The organism is Clostridium estertheticum, assembly GCF_018861295.1.
GTDB lineage: Bacteria > Bacillota > Clostridia > Clostridiales > Clostridiaceae > Clostridium_AD > Clostridium_AD estertheticum_D.
In genome coordinates this window covers 108,936-126,693 of sequence record NZ_JAHLDM010000006.1, presented here as the reverse complement: position 1 = coordinate 126,693, position 17,758 = coordinate 108,936, and the positions used below count along the sequence as shown (strand labels likewise).

Genomic DNA, 17,758 nt, shown 5'->3' with positions numbered 1-17,758 from the left:
TTTAATGATTGTCTACATTGTATACTAACTCTCCATGAATAGTCCAGCTATATTTTCCAGTTCTTCCTCATTCTCTATATTTATATACTCAGTATCTGAAATTCCATCGGTCATAATATACATTTGTTTATTATCCTCATTTTCCTTTTCTTGTAATAGTATATACTTTTTATCATATGATTTGCTTTCTACTATTGCTAATATCTGAAATTCAACATTTCTTTCTTTATTATCATCGTATAATTCAAGTGTCTTAGTGCTTTCTATTATACAATTTTCTTTTTTATCACAAGTCTTAACTCTGCACCCTGATAAACAATTGCCACAAGAACTAAAGTTACACTCATATGCGCAATCTATACATTCACACTTAGAACAATTTTGAACTTGATCTAATTGACCTCTATACTTATTATAATAATCGCTGACCTCTTTAGTATCATCTACAACAAAATGCATTAACTTATTAGACTCTTTAATAGATTTGTTTATTATATCAATAAACTCCAAAGATATTTTCTCGAATTTTAACGCTTTAACTTTATTCTTTAATGTATCATCACGAAATTCATTAGAATATATTTTTAAAAATAAATCACCATGAGCTTTTACATAAGTATCACTCATTTTACTTAAATATTCTTTTTCATTACCCATTATTTTTTTAACCCACCCTTACCTTTTATTTACGTTTTCTTTTAATAAATCTATACGCATAGAACATTATTAATAAAATAACAATTAAACCTGCATACCTAAATATCGAACTACCAAATGAATTTCCAAAAAACATCATTGGTATAAAACTTCTATGATTATTGTTACTATAATTATTATTACTACCTACAATTGGTGTTTTGGTTTCACTATTACTACTTGTACTTGTTGATTTATCACTCGATGGTGATGTTTTATCTGTTGTTGCAGTTGAAGGTTTTGTATAACTATTACTTGATTTAAATCCTCCACTACTGCTACTACTCGAACTTTTACTACTTGAACTACTATGACTACCACTTGATTTAAATCCACCAGACCTTGATTTAGCATATGCATTGAAATTAATTGTTACAAGTAATGCCACCATAAGTAGTATTGATAATATCTTTGATAACTTCTTCAAGCTTATCTCATCCCCCATTTAGCGAAAATTCTTTATCACTAACATATTTATATTTTATTAAATAAAAATTACTAATATTCCCTTAGAGACTTTACATCTTTACAGCTTTACAGATTTCCGACTTTTTTATTTTATAAATAAAATCAATCTAAGCCATAATTGCCCACATCTATAATTATATGATAACATGAATAGAGTATTATTAATAGCTAAGTTAAATTAACTACATTTATTACTTTCCATATATAATATTAATTAAGTCTAAAATATTAATTTAGCTGCATTTATACAAAATGATGGAAGTACAACAACTTTTAATTTCATATCAGAAAACATGAAAGAAATACTAAAAAACGAAAAAGTATATATCTTTAGGTGTAAGTTAGAAAAGTAAAAACCGAATAATGTCTTTTGCATTATTCGGCTTTGCCTTACATTACGGCTTTATTTTAAAGATGCCACTTGCCATGTGGGTGGCACTTACTAGTGAAATTTCAGATACATATCTCCCATGTTAAATACCCTGTGAATGAAGCCTAAAGCTACACCCTAGACTTAATATCAATCATGTCACATATTTTTATACGTATATTAACTATACCCCCTAAAGATATTTGAAGATCATACGATAAATTAATTAATGGTATAATTATGAATAAAATATATATAAAGTATTAAAAGTAAGTTTAACGGAGGAATTCTTTATGATAATTGGTCATAATATTAGCGCAATGTTTGCCTGTAGACAAATGTCTATTCTTCAAAATAAAATGGGTAGATCTATGGAAAGATTATCTTCAGGCCTAAGAATAAATAGAGCAGCAGATGATCCAGCTGGTCTTGCTATTTCTGAAAAGATGAGAGGTCAAATTAGAGGATTAGAGCAAGCCTCCAGAAATGCCGAGGATGGTATTTCATTACTTCAAACAGCTGAGGGAGCACTAAATGAAACGCATTCTATGCTGCAAAGAATGAATGAATTAGCTGTTCAAGCAGCTACAGGAACAAACTCTGATGATGATAGATCTCAATTAAATAAAGAGTTTGAACAACTAAAAGAAGAAATTACAAGAAGTGCGAAGCAAACTGAATTTAATACTATCCCTTTATTGGGTAAGGATAATAATGAACTTGTACTACAAATAGGTGCTAATTCTAATCAATCAATGACTATAAATCTAGAATCTATGACTGGAACTGCATTAAATTTAGGTGATGTTAATATATCAACTCTAGAAAATGCTTCTAATGCAATAAAAAGTGTACAGAAAGCAATTGAAAAAACTTCTTCTTTTAGAGGAACGTTAGGTGCATACACAAATAGATTAGAACACGTAATCTCAATAAATGATATTACTGCTGAAAATCTACAGTCTGCAGAATCTAGAATAAGAGACGTAGATATTGCAAAAGAAATGATGGAATACTCAAAAAATAGTATTCTATATCAAGTAGCCCAAGCTATGTTATCGCAATCTAATCAACAGGCCCAAAATGTATTACAACTATTGAAATAAGTTTAGTATAAAACGTATCTTTTCCTTAAACATTAATATAATCTTTTATTTTAAAAAAATTTAATATAAAATGTATTTTTTTGTTGAAAATTGTACTAAAATAGAATATTATTATAAATAGAGTAAATGATTACTAACTTAAGTTTATAATTATATAATAAGGATGTGTTTTATATGACAACAGCTAACGATAAGAAATATGAATTGACTTTAGACAAAACAAAACAAATACTATTTGCAAAGGCTTTTGGTTCATTCGGTCCTGCTGATGCTGATGACTTTGTACGCGATTACACAACAATTCTTAAACCTATTAATGCAAAAGAATATGAACTTCAATTTGATTGCAAAGAGCTAAAAGTTTCAGGAAAAGATACTAAATCAGGTGTCGATATGACCAATATGTTAAGAGGTTGTTTAGAAATGTATAAAAAAGAGGGTTTTAAGAACATTATATTTGATTGTACAAAAAATATAGTACTAAAAATGCAACTTCAAAGACTCTGTAAGGAAGCTGGGCTTTCAACTGCTACAGTAAAATAATTAAAAGCATAGTACAAATAGTCCAATTAATTGCAACTGTCCAGAGGCAAACAATGTCTCCTCTTTTTATCCTACCAGTTTTAATTCCCTCATAAAATGATATAAATGGACTGCTTGTTCCTGTATATCCATATGCATCGCCTATATAAATAAACTTGTTTATATCTACACCTAATTTTTCTGAACCAAGGTTTGAAAATGCTTTTGAATATTGAGAAAAGCAATAGCTATTTATTTCTTCTATTTTTAAACCATTCCTATTTAGTAAGGCATGAATTGAAGTTACTGCTTTGTCAATTATAAATAAACCTTCAAAAGGTGTCCATTGTAATCTTCTATCTCTAACTGATAATTCTTCTTTATATACTTTTGACATACCACAAGCTGGATATTTAACTGCCTCCCATGTAGCCCCATCACTTTTGCACATACTATCTATAAACCCGCCCTCTTCTGTCTTTTCTAAAATAATAGCGGCAGCCCCATCTGCAAAATTAGGGTAAGTTAGTTCATCGTCGTCCCTACAATGTATCGAAGTATAATCAGACCCTATCACTAAAGCTCGTTTTACATGAGGATTTCCCATCATAGCTCTTATCGTCTGCTCAACAGTAACAAGCATTCCTGCACAATTTGTATTTGTATCCATACACATACAATCTTCTTTCCCATCTATTGCATTATGTACTATTAGCGATTGACTTGGAAATGTATATTCAGGAAATTGAGATGAAAACATAACCATATCAATATCCTTTCCTTCTAGCCCTGCATTTTTCAATACTTTATTAGCTACTTTTATACCCATAGTAACAGTATTTTCATTATCATCATCGATTATATATCTCTTATCTCGCCCAAAAGCTTTTAACAAGCCTTCAATGTCTTTTCCTTGAGATTTAAAATGCTTCAGATAAAAACTATTAAATACCTCATTCTCAGGATGATAAATTTCTACCTTTAAAATTCTTACATTTTCCATTTATGTAATTCCTCCTTGGTGTAACTAAATATATCTTTTGTTTTGATATTAAAAATAATTAACTTGCAATGTTTCTTTGTTTTTTCATAGTTATATCTTAGCCCACTTTCTACTATCGTCTAAAGTACTATAAAATTTACTATAAAATTGAATTTTATAATATATTTACTTATAATATATTATAATGTAAACATTTAAATATGCTAATTTAAATTTAATACTACCTCTTTCCTATACGTCATTAAACTGTATTATATAAAGTAAAATGGGATTGAAGTTAACTTCAATCCCATTTTACTTTTCAACCCTTTTATATAGCTTCAAGCATCTTATATTGACTCATATAAAGATCATAATATTCACCTTTATATTTCATAAGTTCATCATGACTTCCCGATTCAACAATGCTTCCATGATCAATATACATTATTCTATCTGAATTTTTTATAGTAGAAAGCCTATGAGCTATTATAAATGAAGTTCTTCCTTTTAGAAGTTCTTCAAGCCCTTTTTGAAGTAACATTTCTGTCTCTGTATCTATACTTGAAGTTGCTTCATCTAAAATTAAAATTCTTGGGTCTGCAAGTAATGCTCTTGCAAAAGATATTAACTGCCTTTGACCAGCTGATAGTCTTGACCCTCTTTCATTCACCTGGGTATTGTATCCTTCACTTAATGTAGTTATAAATTCATGAGCTCTAACTACTCTAGCCGCAGCAACAACTTCTTTATCCGTTGCATCAAGCTTGCCATATCTTATATTGTCCATTATAGTGCCTGAGAATATAAATGAATCTTGAAGCATAATACCCATCTGTTTTCTTAATGAATTAAGTAATACATCCCGAACATTCACTCCATCTATAAGCACCTCTCCACTCTCAAGGTCATAAAATCTGCTTATAAGATTAATTATAGTAGTTTTACCTGCACCCGTAGGACCTACTAGTGCTATTGACTCTCCTTTATTTGCTTTGAAGTTTACATCATTTAAGATTCTTTGACCATCATCGTAACAAAAGTTAACATTTTTAAATTCTACCAAGCCCTTTATTTTAGGCATTTCATATGCATCTTGTAAATCTTTAACATTAGGCTCCTCATCCATAGTTTCAAATATTCTTTCCAAATAAGCCATGTTATTTATAATAGCATTATATGTGTTTGCAATATTATTTATTGGTCCCCAGAACCTGCCTATATATGCTATGAAGGCAATAAGTACACCTATTGTTATAGACCCATTTGCAATCCATGTCACTCCCATAATGTAAACTGCAACCACAACTAAATTTCCAATGTTATCAACAAAAGGTCCCATTAAGAATTGAATTTTTATAGCGTGCATCCAAGCTTTCCTGTAATTATCACTAAGTTCATTAAATATTTTTAAATTTTCTTTTTCTCTAGAAAAAGATTGAGTAACCTTCATACCACATATACTCTCATGAATATACGCATTTACATTTGATGATTTACTACTTAAGACCTGAAATGCTTTTCTTTGAAGTGACTTAATAGTAAAAGCAGCTCCTACGAGTATTGGAAGTCCCACAAGACCAATCAGTGTAAGTCTAACATCTATTAAAAACATAAATACAATAATTACAATCAAACTAAAACTATCTGTAATTAAATTAATGATACCATTTGATAAAAGGTCGCTTAATGAATTTACATAATTAACTACCCTTACTAATATCTTACCATGCGGTCTGCTATCATAATAACTAAATGGAAGTTTTTGTAGGTGCTCAAATAAATCTTTTCTTATGTTTAAAATTACACTTTGTCCTATATCTGTCATAGACTTTATTTTTATGTTTAAACAAACTCCATTAATAATTACTGTAACTAAATATATCAAACTAAGTATTATAAGCCCCGTTACATCTTTACTTGGTATCTTACTATCCAGTGCAACCTTAATAAGGTATGGCCCAATTAGATTTGCAACTGATGCTATTAGCATAATTACTATAGTTATAACCATTTTTTTCTTATAAGGTATAACATATCTCATAAGTCTTTTAACGTGTCCCATATTAAATTCTGATTCTAATTTTTCATCTACATCATACTTATTTCTAGCCACTTTTAACCTACCTCCTTCCCCTTTGCATCATCAAAATTACCAAATTGGTTAATATACACATTATAATATTCACCCTTCTTTACGAGCAATTCACTATGAGTTCCTCTTTCTACAATTCTTCCATTATTGAGTACTAATATCATATCTGCATTTTTTACCGAAGATATCCTATGTGCAATAATAAATGTAGTCTTATCCTTAAAATATTTGTCCAGTGAATGTCTTATATTATTTTCTGTTTGTATATCAAGGCTAGAGGTAGTATCATCAAGTATTATTATGGATGGATTTTTTAGTAGAGCTCTCGCAAGTGAAATCCTTTGCTTTTGCCCCCCAGAAAGTCCCACTCCTCTCTCACCAACAATCGTATCATATCCTTCCTCCATCTTGTTTATGAAATCATCAGCGCCAGCAATGCCAGCTGCCCATCTAACTTCATCCATTGATGCTGTAGGCAACCCATATGCTATATTTCCCTCGATAGTATCTGAAAAAAGAAATATATCTTGCATAGCTACCGCTATATTTTTTCGTAAACGCCTTAAATTAAAATCTTTTATATCATAACCATCAACTAATATTTCTCCTTTTGTGCATTCATAAAATCTACATAACAAACTCACGAAAGTAGACTTACCAGAACCCGTATGTCCTATTATTGCAATGGTTTGCCCAGGGCTTACTTTCAAATTTATATTCTCAAGTACTTCTTCATCCCCATAATTAAAGTTTACATTTTTAAACTCTATATTACCTTTTATTCTATCTTCTTCCACTTGATTTTCCGAGTTTTTAATTTTAGGTTTAGTATTCATAAGCTCGATTATTTTCTCACCGGACGCTGAAAACCTTTGAATATCATTAATTAACCAACCTGCCATTCTCATTGGATTATTTATTGTAAATATCATAGCATTAAAAGTAACCAAATTTCCTATGGTTATGTTTTGGTTAATTACCATAATTCCACCTACAAGAATAATTACTATATTAAGACTTATAGATAACGAATCTATAATAGGAAGGTATTTTCCCCAGACTTTTGCAGAATCAATATTTCTTTTTCTAAATTCATCATTTTCTTTTCCAAATTTTCCAATTTCAAATTCTTCCTTAGCAAAAGCTTTTACTACTCTATTACCACTTATGTTCTCTTGTGCTACTGAGTTAAGTTTTGAGAACTGCTGCCTTACATTAAAAAAAGTTGGTTTTACATCTATTGCTAGCTTTCTTGCAAAATAAGCTATTGGAGGTGTAAACATAAGTAAAATCAATGTAAGTTTATAATTAATTGAAAACATAATTGCTATTCCAAACAAAAATATAAATGAATTCTCTAAAACGTTATAGCATACCCATGCAAGAAAATGCCTTACTGCATCGATATCACCTGTCATTTTATTCATTATATCTCCAGTACTAGTTTTATCAAAAAAGTCAAAATCAAGTTTCTGAAGATTACTATAAATATCATTTCTAATATCAAATATAGAATCTTGAGACATATTTTCGAGTAGAATCAAAAAAATATACCTTAATGTAGACCTAAGCAATATTACTGCTGTAATAACTCCTAATAACGGAATTAATATATTACTTTCTTTTCCCATAATAACCTTATCTACAATTGTTCCAGATAAATATGGTCCCACCATATTCATAGCAGAACATATAATAACTAGTATAAAACCTATTATTATTTTAATATTGTATTTTTTTGCATACTTCCACACCCATCTAAAAGCCATAATTACCACCCCATATTTTTTTCTCTATACTATTATCATGTGTATGCTCATATAATAAAATGTACTATCCATACTAATTTAATGTCAATTCTTATTTTATAGAATAAAGATTTAATTATGCTTTGATTATTTACTTATAATGACTTATAATATAATTAAAATATAGAATAATTTTACAGAGGTAGATTATGTGCAATTTGAAAATTGATTTAGATGATTTCAACCCGAAAATGTTATATACTTTTACAAAAAAATTCAATGATAAAAGTGATGTTGCCTATCATTGCCATGATTTTCTATCCATAATATATGTTTTATCAGGCACATGTACATACAATATTAGTGGTGTTCCACACATTGTCAAAAAGGGGGACCTGCTTGTTTTCAACCCTCATGCATATCACGGAAAAGTTCTTCCCAGAGGTAGTGAAATTCATGAATTTCACGTAGGTTATGAAAACCTTCACATAAAAGGACTTTTGCCAGATCATTTTCTTGAAAATCATGTATCACCTATTATTAATGTATCCAAATATGAAAATGAACTTCTAAAACTCTGTTCAGACATTATTTCAGAGCAAAGTAAAAACCAACCAGCCCTACAATTATCTCTAAAAGGTCTGGGTATTAAACTTCTTTCCATTCTTTTTAACGCAACTTTTGAAAGCTCGGCTCTAAAACAAAAAGGAATATTAAATCTTGAAAACTATGATAACATTACTATAGTGAATACAGTTTTAGAATTTATAAACGAAAATTTTATGCATAGTCTTTCTTTAGAAGTAATATCGCAAACCATGTACCTTAGTCCCGCTTATATTTCTAAGCTTTTTAAAGAAAGTACTGGTACTTCACCGATAAATTATTTAATAAAACTCAGACTTTCAAAAGCAAAACACTCCCTTGAAATTGGAGACCAATCTATAAAAAAAATAGCTTTATCTGTCGGTTATCCTGACATGTATCACTTTAGCAAACTTTTTAAAAAATATTATGGCTATCCTCCGTCAAAATTAAAACGTAAATCAGATGATAATCAACTTATCAAATTAATATAATTAGGACTTTTATGGCAAAAGTGTCTTTCTAATTATATTAATTTTCATTTAAGCCTTGCTATGTTAAAATAATATTAGATATAAAATTAACAGGAGGTGCAACATGAAAATATTCGAAGGTTTATTTGCGGCAAAACCTAAATCAGTTTATAGATTTATAGATGAGGGCAACGTAGATGCCATAAGAGATTATTTAAATAACGCTAAAGATTCAAATCCTGATTTTAAACTTGAAAACATACTTTATTATGCTATTGATAATTGCCAAAATAATTATTTTAAAACAATTGAACTTCTAATAGATAACGGTGCCAATATTAACGCTCATAATAGTGATCTCTTAGAAACCCCTCTTCATAAACTTTGTGCAAGAATAAAACCTCACATAGATGTAATAACTATGCTACTTAAAAAAGGTGCTAAAGTTAATGAAATCAACATATCTGGTAAAACTCCTGTATTTTACTGTAGCTTTAATTATTCTGTGGAACTTCTGAATTTACTTGTAGAATATGGAGCAGATATAAATATACGTGATAAATACAAAAACACTCTTCTTCACGATGATTATATCAACTGTTTTGATGAACATTTCGAAGAATTTTTAAACTCACTAATAAATTTAGGCTTTGACATAAATTCAACAAATTCCACAGGCTACACTCCATTAGATCTTTGTGAAAATAAAAAAATTGCAGATATTTTAATAAAATATAATGGAAGCAAGTAATATAACCAGAAAATCACCTGTATATTTTATAGGTGATTTTTTGATTACACTTTACTATTATTGTTCCAATTTTTCCATAAATATGATAATATATTTATATATTTCTACATTTTATGCACATTATAAAACCTAAATTAGAATAAAGGAGAATCTGAATGAAATTTTACTCACTTTTAGCAATAGTTTTATACTTAATCATCTTACTTGTAATAGGATACTATTCCTACAGAAAAACCAATAATATTTCTGATTATATGATTGGAGGAAGAAGTTTAGGGCCTATGGTTACAGCCTTATCTGCTGGTGCCAGTGACATGAGTGGATGGATGCTTATGGGCCTACCTGGCGCTGTATATGCTACAGGCATTTCAAGCATTTGGCTTAGTGTCGGATTAACTATAGGGGCCTATCTTAATTATCGCTTGCTTGCTCCAAGATTTAGAATATATACTGAAGTTGCTAGTGATTCTTTAACTGTACCAGATTATCTTGAAAATAGATTCAAAGATAACTCTAAAATGCTAAGGATTGTATCAGGCATAATAATACTTGTTTTCTTTACATTATACGTTTCCTCTGGTATTGTCGCTGGTGGAAAATTATTTAGGGACTTGTTTGGATTCACATATACTTCTGGCGTAGTAGTGACATTATCTATAGTTGTAATATATACATATTTTGGAGGCTTTTTAGCTGTAACTTTAACAGATTTTTTTCAAGGCAGTCTTATGTTTATTGTACTAGTTATCGTGCCTATTGCAGCCTATACAAATCTGGGAATAGATCCTGGTACTTTTGTTAACAAGGTAAAACATATTGACCCTGCATTATTTGATGTACTTCGTGGAACAAGTTTATCTACAATTGTAGGATTTTTAGCATGGGGCCTTGGTTACTTTGGTCAGCCTCATATTATAGTTCGTTTTATGGCTATTAAATCTGCAAAAGAACTTAAATCAGCAAGAAGGATAGGAATAGGCTGGATGACCATTGGACTTCTCGGGTCTATGGCGAGTGGACTTATAGGGCTTGTATATTTTACATCTATAAGCCAACCATTAAAAGATCCTGAAATGGTTTTTCTTCGCCTTGGAGATATACTATTCCATCCCTTTGTTACTGGGATAATACTTTCAGCAGTACTTGCTGCCATTATGAGTACTATTTCTTCTCAGCTTTTGGTTTGTTCAAGCTCTATAACAAAGGATTTTTATCTTACGTTTCTTAATAAAGAAGCAACAGAGAAAACTCAAATGTTTGTTGGAAGAATATCTGTCCTTATAATTGCAGCTTTTGCAGTAATATTTGCATATGTTCCAAACAAAACTATTCTTAATATAGTAGGTCAAGCATGGGCGGGCTTTGGTTCTGCTTTTGGGCCAATGCTTTTACTTAGTCTTTACTGGAAGAGAATGACTAAGTGGGGTGCATTATCAGGTATGGTTGTAGGTGGTTTAACCGTTATTATATGGATTCTTACTGGACTATCGGCTCATTTGTATGAAATGATTCCAGGCTTTAGTCTATCTCTTATAGCTGTTATCGTTGGAAGCCTTTTAACAAAGAGGCCTGATGAATCAGTAATATGTGAATTTAAAACTATGGAAAAAAACTTAATAGATATAACAAAAGCACCCTAGGGTGCTTTTGTTATATCTATTTTTGAATTCTAAGATCTAAATATTACACTTTCCTTATTAAACATATGTCTTGCTAGAATAACAGCCGCTATAGTATAAACTATGGACCATCCTATTGTTATTCCAATATGACCATAATTGTAAATTCCACTTGTAAGTTCCTTAACCACTGAACTTACACTAAGTAGTGGTATGTTGAAATAAAGAAAAGGTATGTTTTTTGCATCCATATACATAGTTCCATAAGCAGCAAATATAGGAATAATTGAAAATGGTGTCAAATAAGTTTGAGCTTCCTTGAAAGAACGAGCATATATACTTACAGCTAGTTCAAGTGCACCGAAAAACATTGTTGTTATTATTGTTATTACTCCAATTAATGCAATTGCTTTGTAACTTAGACTAATTGATGAACTTCCATTTCCGAACATCCCACCAGGAATTTTCATTGAAACTAGAAGTCCAATCATTGAGCATACTGATACTATAAAACCCATTATTGTTATTGCATAGAGTTTTCCTGTTAATATGTAATGTCTTCCAGCTTTGGTAGTTAAAAGTGGTTCAAGTGTTCCACGTTCCTTCTCACCCGCCCCTAGGTCTGTTGCTGCTGCAATAGTTCCCGTTGCACTATATAGAAGCACGAATATAGGAATAAGCATTCCTAATATTATCTGCCCTTGTGCATTTTCTTCCTTTTGGAAACTTGTTTTAGCAACTGTTATCGGCGTTAATATCTTTATATCAATATTCATTTTTGTTAATCTACTTCCCACTATTTCCTTACTTAATTCATCTATTATACCAGTTACCTTGCTGAGTGCAATCGATGATTTTTGACTTGTATTATCGTAAAAAATCTTTATACCAGAATTATTACCCTTTGAAATAAATGCGTCAAAATCCTTTGGTATTTCGATGGACAATAGTGCCTTTCCATCCTTTACTGCTCCTTGTCCATCAGTGCCACTTAAAAATTTTATAGACTTATCTTTTTTTAATATTTTACCAAGATTACTATTCCCCTTATCCACCATTACAATCTTGGTATTTTGATTAACATCATCCTGTGCACTATTCATAGTTTTCCCCATAATAAAACTAAGTACTGGCATTAACAAAAGAGGAATAAGTAAACTTACTATTATTGTCTTTTTATCTCTAAGCATATCCTTAAGTTCTTTTAGTAATATTACACTAACTAATTTATTCATGATTACCCCCTATAAGTTTCACAAAAATATCTTCCATATCTTCATTATTATATTTAGCCTTTAATGAAGTTATTGTTCCATGTTCCACAACTTTTCCCTTATGTATTATTACAACTCTATCACAAAGCTTTTCAATCTCTGTCATGCTATGACTTGAGAAAACTATAGCCTTACCTTCTGACTTACATTTAAATATAAAGTCTTGGATAAGTCTTGTGGCAGAAACATCAAGGCCAGTACTTGGTTCATCAAATAACATAACGGAAGGCTTATGGACAATACTTCTTGCAATTGCTACCTTTTGTTTCATACCTCTTGAGAATTTACCTACCCTTTTATCTATAAATTCATTCATTTCAAGTTCTCGAGTAAGTTCTTCTATGCTTTTTTTTGCATCGCCTTCACTCATCCCATTCAATTGGGCAAAATACATTATATTTTCTCTTGCTGTAAGCCTGTCATATAGACCAACCTCTCCACCAAATAAAATCCCTATTTCTCCTCTAATGCTTTCAGGCTCCTTCACTAAATCATGTCCTGAAATCTTTCCTTCCCCCTCTGTTACCTTAAGCATAGTTGCAAGCATTCTCATTATAGTTGTTTTCCCAGCTCCATTTTCTCCGATAAGACCTAATATTTCTCCCCCATTAGCAACAAACGAAACTCCATCCACTGCAGTAAAACTTTTAAATTTTTTAGTAAGTTTTTTTACCTCTAACAATTTAATTCCTCCTTGCGTAAAATATTATACTATGTATTCAAATAGTATCTTGACAAATTATTAATATATTATTAACTCATTCCTAATACATTCCACATAATAAGTACATATTCCTTTAAAATAATTTTAAGGAATGTAGACTTATCTATGAAGCAAATAATTCAATAAAGATAATAGATAACTATTTATTTCTTTCTTGGATATAAAAATTTAAAAGGTTTTTACAATATTATGTCGAATATGTATTTATAACCTATTGTGTGAATTTATAAAAATGAAAGGTAATTATAAATTGCACTGAAAATATTTTGCTGGGAGTGATTGATATAAAAACTATAAATGGCTTTAAATTTAAAATCTCAATTATTATCGTAATTATTATTATAATACCACTTATTATATCTACTGCAATTATTGGAGTAAAAAATTCAAGTATTATGAAGAAAAGTGCTTATACTCAACAAATGAATAAGGCAAATGCTGTTGAGAAACAAATAAAATTAACACTAAATGATATTCAAAGTTTGATGACTGGTCTAGTCGCTACGGATGAAGTTCAATCTATGGATTTCAACAAACTTGATAGTATATGTAAAACATTTAGAACACAATTCCCAATGATTTTAGATTTTACAGCATTAGACCCAAAAGGTATGATGTTTTATAGTTCTATGGGGAAAAATAAGCTAGCAGATAGGTCTGATAGAGATTATTATAAAATGGGAATGAAAGGTGAATCTGGTTTTTCTAATGTATTGATATCTGGTACTACAAAGAAACCAATAATAATATGTTTTACCCCTATTTTGAAAAATGGAAAAGTCGTAGGTGTATTAGCTGCTAACCTTTCATTGGGTGTTTTTAGTGATTTAGTAATAAAAGAAAGTTATGGGAAATCAGGACAAGTTTATTTAGTTGATGGAGCTGGAAAAGCAATTGGCCATAGTAATAAGAAACTGGCTGACCAACTTACGGATTTAACAAAGCTTAACCCTGTAGCTAAGGTTATAAAAAAACAAACCGGACAAATCGAATACGCAAGTAATAATGTTGCTAAACTATCTACCTATAAATTTATTGATAAGATTAATTGGGGTGTAATAGTTGAAGTAAATTCCAGTGAGGCCTTTAATGAATTGAATTTGATTATAATGATTATGCTGATTATTATTGCAGGTGCATTATTGTTATCTTTAATTATAGCGAATTTCCTTTCCATTTATATTACAACTCCACTTAAAAACATAACGGAGAAAATTTCGCTTGCGTCAGAAGGTCATCTAGATAAATCTACATTACAAGGAAATATTTTAAAAAGGAATGACGAGTTCGGTCAAATTTCTAATAAGTTTAATTATATGATAGGTAGTATTGGTGATTTAATTAGAGAAATAAAAAATTCTTCTGGAACTCTATTAGATTCATCTAACTCTCTTACGGACATAACTAAACAGACTGCACTTGCTTCAGAGGAAGTTGCCAAAGCTATTGAAGACATAGCTATAACCGCTACGGAGCAAGCTAAAGATACCGAAAGCAGTGTAAGTGAAATATCTAGTATAACTCAAGATATTGAGCATGTTTCTGTAGCTGCTAGTGAAATGAAGGACATTTCTAACCACACTGTTAAAATCACTACAAAAGGTAGGTCGGTAGTTAAATTACTTTCAGATAAAAATAATGAGAATAATAAGGCTAACAAAGATGTAAGTGAAGTAATTCAGAGAGTTGATGAAAGCTCCCAGAAGATAGGTGTAATAATAGAAACAATAGATAATATAGCTAAACAGACTAACTTACTAGCACTAAATGCTGCTATAGAGGCTGCAAGAGCCGGGGAAAGTGGTAGAGGCTTTGCAGTTGTAGCAGATGAAGTTCGTAAATTAGCGGAACAATCTTCTGACGCTACTAATCAGATTGGAACCTTGATAACAGAAGTTCAAACCAACGCAAAATTTGCTGTAACAGTTATGGAAAATACTCAAATCATAGTTGAAGAGCAAAATGAGGCTGTATATCAAACCGGAGAACAATTTAAAGATATATCTGAATCTTTTAAAGCGTTAATGGATAAGATGAATGAGATAAGTAAATTTAGTGAGAATATGACAAATAAAAAAGAAGCTATAGTTGCTAATATAACTAATATCTCTGCAGCTGCCGAAGAAACTTGCGCAGCTACAGAAGAAGTTTCAGCTGTTACTGCTGAGCAATTATTAGCAATAAATAAGGCAGAATCTCATGCAGAAGATTTGAAACAGTTAGTGAATAAACTAGAAAACGCAGTTGACAAATTTAAAGTCTAATATAATAAAACATCTTACAATTTATATATAAAAGGTAAAGACCAGAAGTAGTGATTTATCATTTTCTCTGGTCTTTACCTTTTATTTTAACTTTTCTATACTCTTCTTCATTAAAAAGCGAGGCGTAGGCGCTTTTGCTCTTGAAGATTGACTCACTTTCTATTTAGGTATATAATACAATAGTTAGCTTTCTAACTGTTGCATTTCTAATCAAAAGGAGGGACTAAACATGAACAAAGAGCTGCATTACATATTACGGCTTTGTCACACACTCTGTAACAAAAAAATTTTGTTACAAACAAGTACCTTAGGATTATCCCCAGGTCAACCAAAAATTTTGGAATTTCTAGAATATCACAATGGCTGCGAGCAAAAAGAAATTGCCAAAGCTTGTGAAATAGAGCCAGCAACGGTCACTAATTTATTAGCCAGAATGGAGAAGGCTCATCTGATTGAACGAAAACAGCTAAATGGGAATCGACGTTCTTTACATGTTTCTTTAACAAAAGAAGGAGAAATAGTGACCAAAGAAGTTTTAAAAATTTTTGAAGAGGTGAGGAAGAAAGCCTTTGAAGGTTTTACAGTTGAGCAGCAGGAAGTGACGTTTCGTCTACTAACAAAGATGTTTGATAATTTATCTGATTAGAAACAAAACAATGAAAAAAGTGAAGGAGAGTGAACTTTAAAGTGTCAATTCGCGAGATAGTGAAACGTTATTTATTTTTTGTTTTAGGGTTATTCATGATGGCGGTGGGTGTTGTGTTATCCACCAGGTCTAATTTAGGAACGTCTCCGATTTCATGTGTGCCATACGTGTTGAGCTTGGGATTGCCTATGACCATTGGTCAATTTACTTTCTTAATGAACTTATTATTTATAATTTTTCAAATTTTATTATTAAGAAAACAATTCAAGCCCATTCAGCTACTTCAAGTTGTGGTAGCTTTTTTATTTGCCTATTTTACCGATTTTACTATGGGATTGTTATCATGGATAAGCGTGACCAGTTACCCCGCTCAAATAGGATTATTTATACTTAGTTGCTTAATTCTTGCTCTTGGAGTAAGTATGGAAGTAACTGCTGATGTTGTCATGATGGCTGGTGAAGGGGTAGTTAGTGCCATTTCAATAGTTACGAAGAAGGAATTTGGAAAATTAAAAGTAGCTTTCGATGTTACACTTGTAATTTGCGGTTTTCTTTTTTCGTTTATTCTTTTTCATCGACTAAATGGAATAAGAGAAGGAACAGTTTTAGCTGCTTTATTAGTTGGAACCCTTGTTCGTTTAATTAACAAGCATTTGAGTTTTATGGATACTGTATTTAAAGGTAAATCAATAACTGTGAATACGAGTCAAGTTTTAACAACTTCTCAAGAAATTCATCCACTAGTAGTGACAATTAGTCGTGAATATGGTAGTGGAGGGCGTGATATTGGTAAAAAAATAGCAGCCGATTTAGGTATTTCTTTCTACGACACGCAATTATTAAAAACCGCCGCCGAAGAAACTGGCCTTTCTGAAAAATTCATTGCAGAAAACGACCAATTTATTCCGAATTTATTACTAAACCAATTATTATCCCAAGGATATGCCTTTTCTAAAAAAGAGAAAGATCCTCTAAATGCTATTTATGAATCAGAAAAGAGAGCTATTATGAAGATTGCAAATACCGAATCTTGTGTGATTATGGAACATTGTTCCGATTCCATTTTAGCTGATTACAAAGGGAGCTTCCATGTATTTATTCATGCAGATAAGGCAAGTAGAATGAAGCGTATTCAATATGAATATGGAATATCAGAAAAAAATGTCGAAGAAACGCTACACAAAACTGATAGGGCAAGAGAAACCTATTATCAAATATATGCGGAACGTAAATGGGGACGTATTAAGAACTATGATTTGACGGTTAATAGTGCGGTTTTTGGACTAGCTAAAACTACTGAATTAATAGAAGAAGCCATTAAAGGAAAAGAAGCTAATAAATAATATATATTCAAGATAAAAATAATAAGGTTACACTCCTAAAAATATCATTTAGGAATATAACCTTATTATTTTTATCTTGAACTACCTTATGG

General features: G+C 30.7%; 15 protein-coding genes. 8 read left to right on the top strand and 7 right to left on the bottom strand.

From position 1 onward, the window contains the following. Positions 1-24 precede the first annotated feature (24 nt). Entirely contained in the window at positions 25-657 is a 633-nt protein-coding gene (locus KPL54_RS08375) for a DUF1292 domain-containing protein (protein ID WP_216106134.1), read from the bottom strand. 25 nt (positions 658-682) lie between these two features. Further along, positions 683-1,123 carry a hypothetical protein gene (locus KPL54_RS08370; RefSeq protein ID WP_216106133.1) on the bottom strand — a complete coding sequence of 147 codons (441 nt, stop codon included), beginning with the start codon at positions 1,121-1,123 and terminating at the stop codon, positions 683-685. 704 nt (positions 1,124-1,827) lie between these two features. Between KPL54_RS08370 and KPL54_RS08365 the strand changes: the two genes are divergently transcribed. Beyond that, entirely contained in the window at positions 1,828-2,640 is an 813-nt protein-coding gene (locus tag KPL54_RS08365; RefSeq protein ID WP_152752067.1) for a flagellin N-terminal helical domain-containing protein, read from the top strand. Between the two features lie 174 nt (positions 2,641-2,814). Further along, positions 2,815-3,183 carry a hypothetical protein gene (locus KPL54_RS08360; RefSeq protein WP_152752066.1) on the top strand — a complete coding sequence of 123 codons (369 nt, stop codon included), beginning with the start codon at positions 2,815-2,817 and terminating at the stop codon, positions 3,181-3,183. Here the strand turns inward: KPL54_RS08360 and KPL54_RS08355 are convergent. The 3 genes from KPL54_RS08355 to KPL54_RS08345 form a co-directional block, all read right to left on the bottom strand. After that, positions 3,170-4,165, bottom strand: coding sequence for a 3-oxoacyl-[acyl-carrier-protein] synthase III C-terminal domain-containing protein (locus KPL54_RS08355; RefSeq protein ID WP_216106132.1), 996 nt, complete (start codon positions 4,163-4,165; stop codon positions 3,170-3,172). The two genes, KPL54_RS08360 and KPL54_RS08355, sit on opposite strands and share 14 nt — an antisense overlap. Before the next feature lie 310 nt (positions 4,166-4,475). Then, positions 4,476-6,260 (bottom strand): ABC transporter ATP-binding protein, encoded by a 1,785-nt coding sequence (locus KPL54_RS08350; protein WP_216106131.1) that lies wholly within the window; start codon positions 6,258-6,260, stop codon positions 4,476-4,478. A 2-nt stretch (positions 6,261-6,262) separates the two neighbouring features. Further along, complete coding sequence (locus KPL54_RS08345; RefSeq protein ID WP_253203396.1) at positions 6,263-8,008, bottom strand: ABC transporter ATP-binding protein; 1,746 nt, start codon at positions 8,006-8,008, stop codon at positions 6,263-6,265. A gap of 188 nt (positions 8,009-8,196) precedes the next feature. Between KPL54_RS08345 and KPL54_RS08340 the strand changes: the two genes are divergently transcribed. The 3 genes from KPL54_RS08340 to putP all read left to right on the top strand — a co-directional run bounded on the left by KPL54_RS08340 (position 8,197) and on the right by putP (position 11,436). Next, positions 8,197-9,066 carry an AraC family transcriptional regulator gene (locus tag KPL54_RS08340; RefSeq protein WP_216106130.1) on the top strand — a complete coding sequence of 290 codons (870 nt, stop codon included), beginning with the start codon at positions 8,197-8,199 and terminating at the stop codon, positions 9,064-9,066. Positions 9,067-9,169: 103 nt separating this feature from the next. Beyond that, positions 9,170-9,796, top strand: coding sequence for an ankyrin repeat domain-containing protein (locus KPL54_RS08335; protein ID WP_216106129.1), 627 nt, complete (start codon positions 9,170-9,172; stop codon positions 9,794-9,796). Between the two features lie 155 nt (positions 9,797-9,951). Beyond that, positions 9,952-11,436: a sodium/proline symporter PutP gene (putP, locus tag KPL54_RS08330; RefSeq protein WP_216106128.1), complete on the top strand. Its 1,485-nt coding sequence runs from the start codon at positions 9,952-9,954 to the stop codon at positions 11,434-11,436. Between the two features lie 29 nt (positions 11,437-11,465). Here putP and KPL54_RS08325 read toward each other — a convergent pair whose 3' ends face one another. Beyond that, a complete protein-coding gene (locus tag KPL54_RS08325; RefSeq protein ID WP_216106127.1) occupies positions 11,466-12,650 on the bottom strand; it encodes an ABC transporter permease in 1,185 nt (394 codons plus the stop codon). Next, positions 12,643-13,371, bottom strand: a complete 729-nt coding sequence (locus KPL54_RS08320; protein ID WP_216106126.1) for an ABC transporter ATP-binding protein — start codon at positions 13,369-13,371, stop codon at positions 12,643-12,645. Before KPL54_RS08320 ends, KPL54_RS08325 begins: the two co-directional genes overlap by 8 nt. A 317-nt stretch (positions 13,372-13,688) precedes the next feature. Between KPL54_RS08320 and KPL54_RS08315 the strand changes: the two genes are divergently transcribed. From KPL54_RS08315 to KPL54_RS26725, 3 genes are all read left to right on the top strand, one after another. Next, positions 13,689-15,677: a methyl-accepting chemotaxis protein gene (locus KPL54_RS08315; protein WP_216106125.1), complete on the top strand. Its 1,989-nt coding sequence runs from the start codon at positions 13,689-13,691 to the stop codon at positions 15,675-15,677. Positions 15,678-15,906: 229 nt separating this feature from the next. Continuing rightward, a complete protein-coding gene (locus KPL54_RS08310; RefSeq protein ID WP_216106124.1) occupies positions 15,907-16,323 on the top strand; it encodes a MarR family winged helix-turn-helix transcriptional regulator in 417 nt (138 codons plus the stop codon). 41 nt (positions 16,324-16,364) lie between these two features. Continuing rightward, complete coding sequence (locus tag KPL54_RS26725) at positions 16,365-17,666, top strand: cytidylate kinase family protein (protein WP_216106123.1); 1,302 nt, start codon at positions 16,365-16,367, stop codon at positions 17,664-17,666. The last annotated feature ends 92 nt before the right edge of the window (positions 17,667-17,758 follow it).

Coding starts and splice junctions, on each gene's coding strand:
- putP (WP_216106128.1), top strand. CDS start 9,952: ATGAAATTTTACTCACTTTTAGCAATAGTTTTATACTTAATCATCTTA.
- KPL54_RS08365 (WP_152752067.1), top strand. CDS start 1,828: ATGATAATTGGTCATAATATTAGCGCAATGTTTGCCTGTAGACAAATG.
- KPL54_RS08325 (WP_216106127.1), bottom strand. CDS start 12,650: ATGAATAAATTAGTTAGTGTAATATTACTAAAAGAACTTAAGGATATG.
- KPL54_RS08310 (WP_216106124.1), top strand. CDS start 15,907: ATGAACAAAGAGCTGCATTACATATTACGGCTTTGTCACACACTCTGT.
- KPL54_RS08345 (WP_253203396.1), bottom strand. CDS start 8,008: ATGGCTTTTAGATGGGTGTGGAAGTATGCAAAAAAATACAATATTAAA.
- KPL54_RS08340 (WP_216106130.1), top strand. CDS start 8,197: ATGTGCAATTTGAAAATTGATTTAGATGATTTCAACCCGAAAATGTTA.
- KPL54_RS08335 (WP_216106129.1), top strand. CDS start 9,170: ATGAAAATATTCGAAGGTTTATTTGCGGCAAAACCTAAATCAGTTTAT.
- KPL54_RS08360 (WP_152752066.1), top strand. CDS start 2,815: ATGACAACAGCTAACGATAAGAAATATGAATTGACTTTAGACAAAACA.
- KPL54_RS08375 (WP_216106134.1), bottom strand. CDS start 657: ATGGGTAATGAAAAAGAATATTTAAGTAAAATGAGTGATACTTATGTA.
- KPL54_RS08355 (WP_216106132.1), bottom strand. CDS start 4,165: ATGGAAAATGTAAGAATTTTAAAGGTAGAAATTTATCATCCTGAGAAT.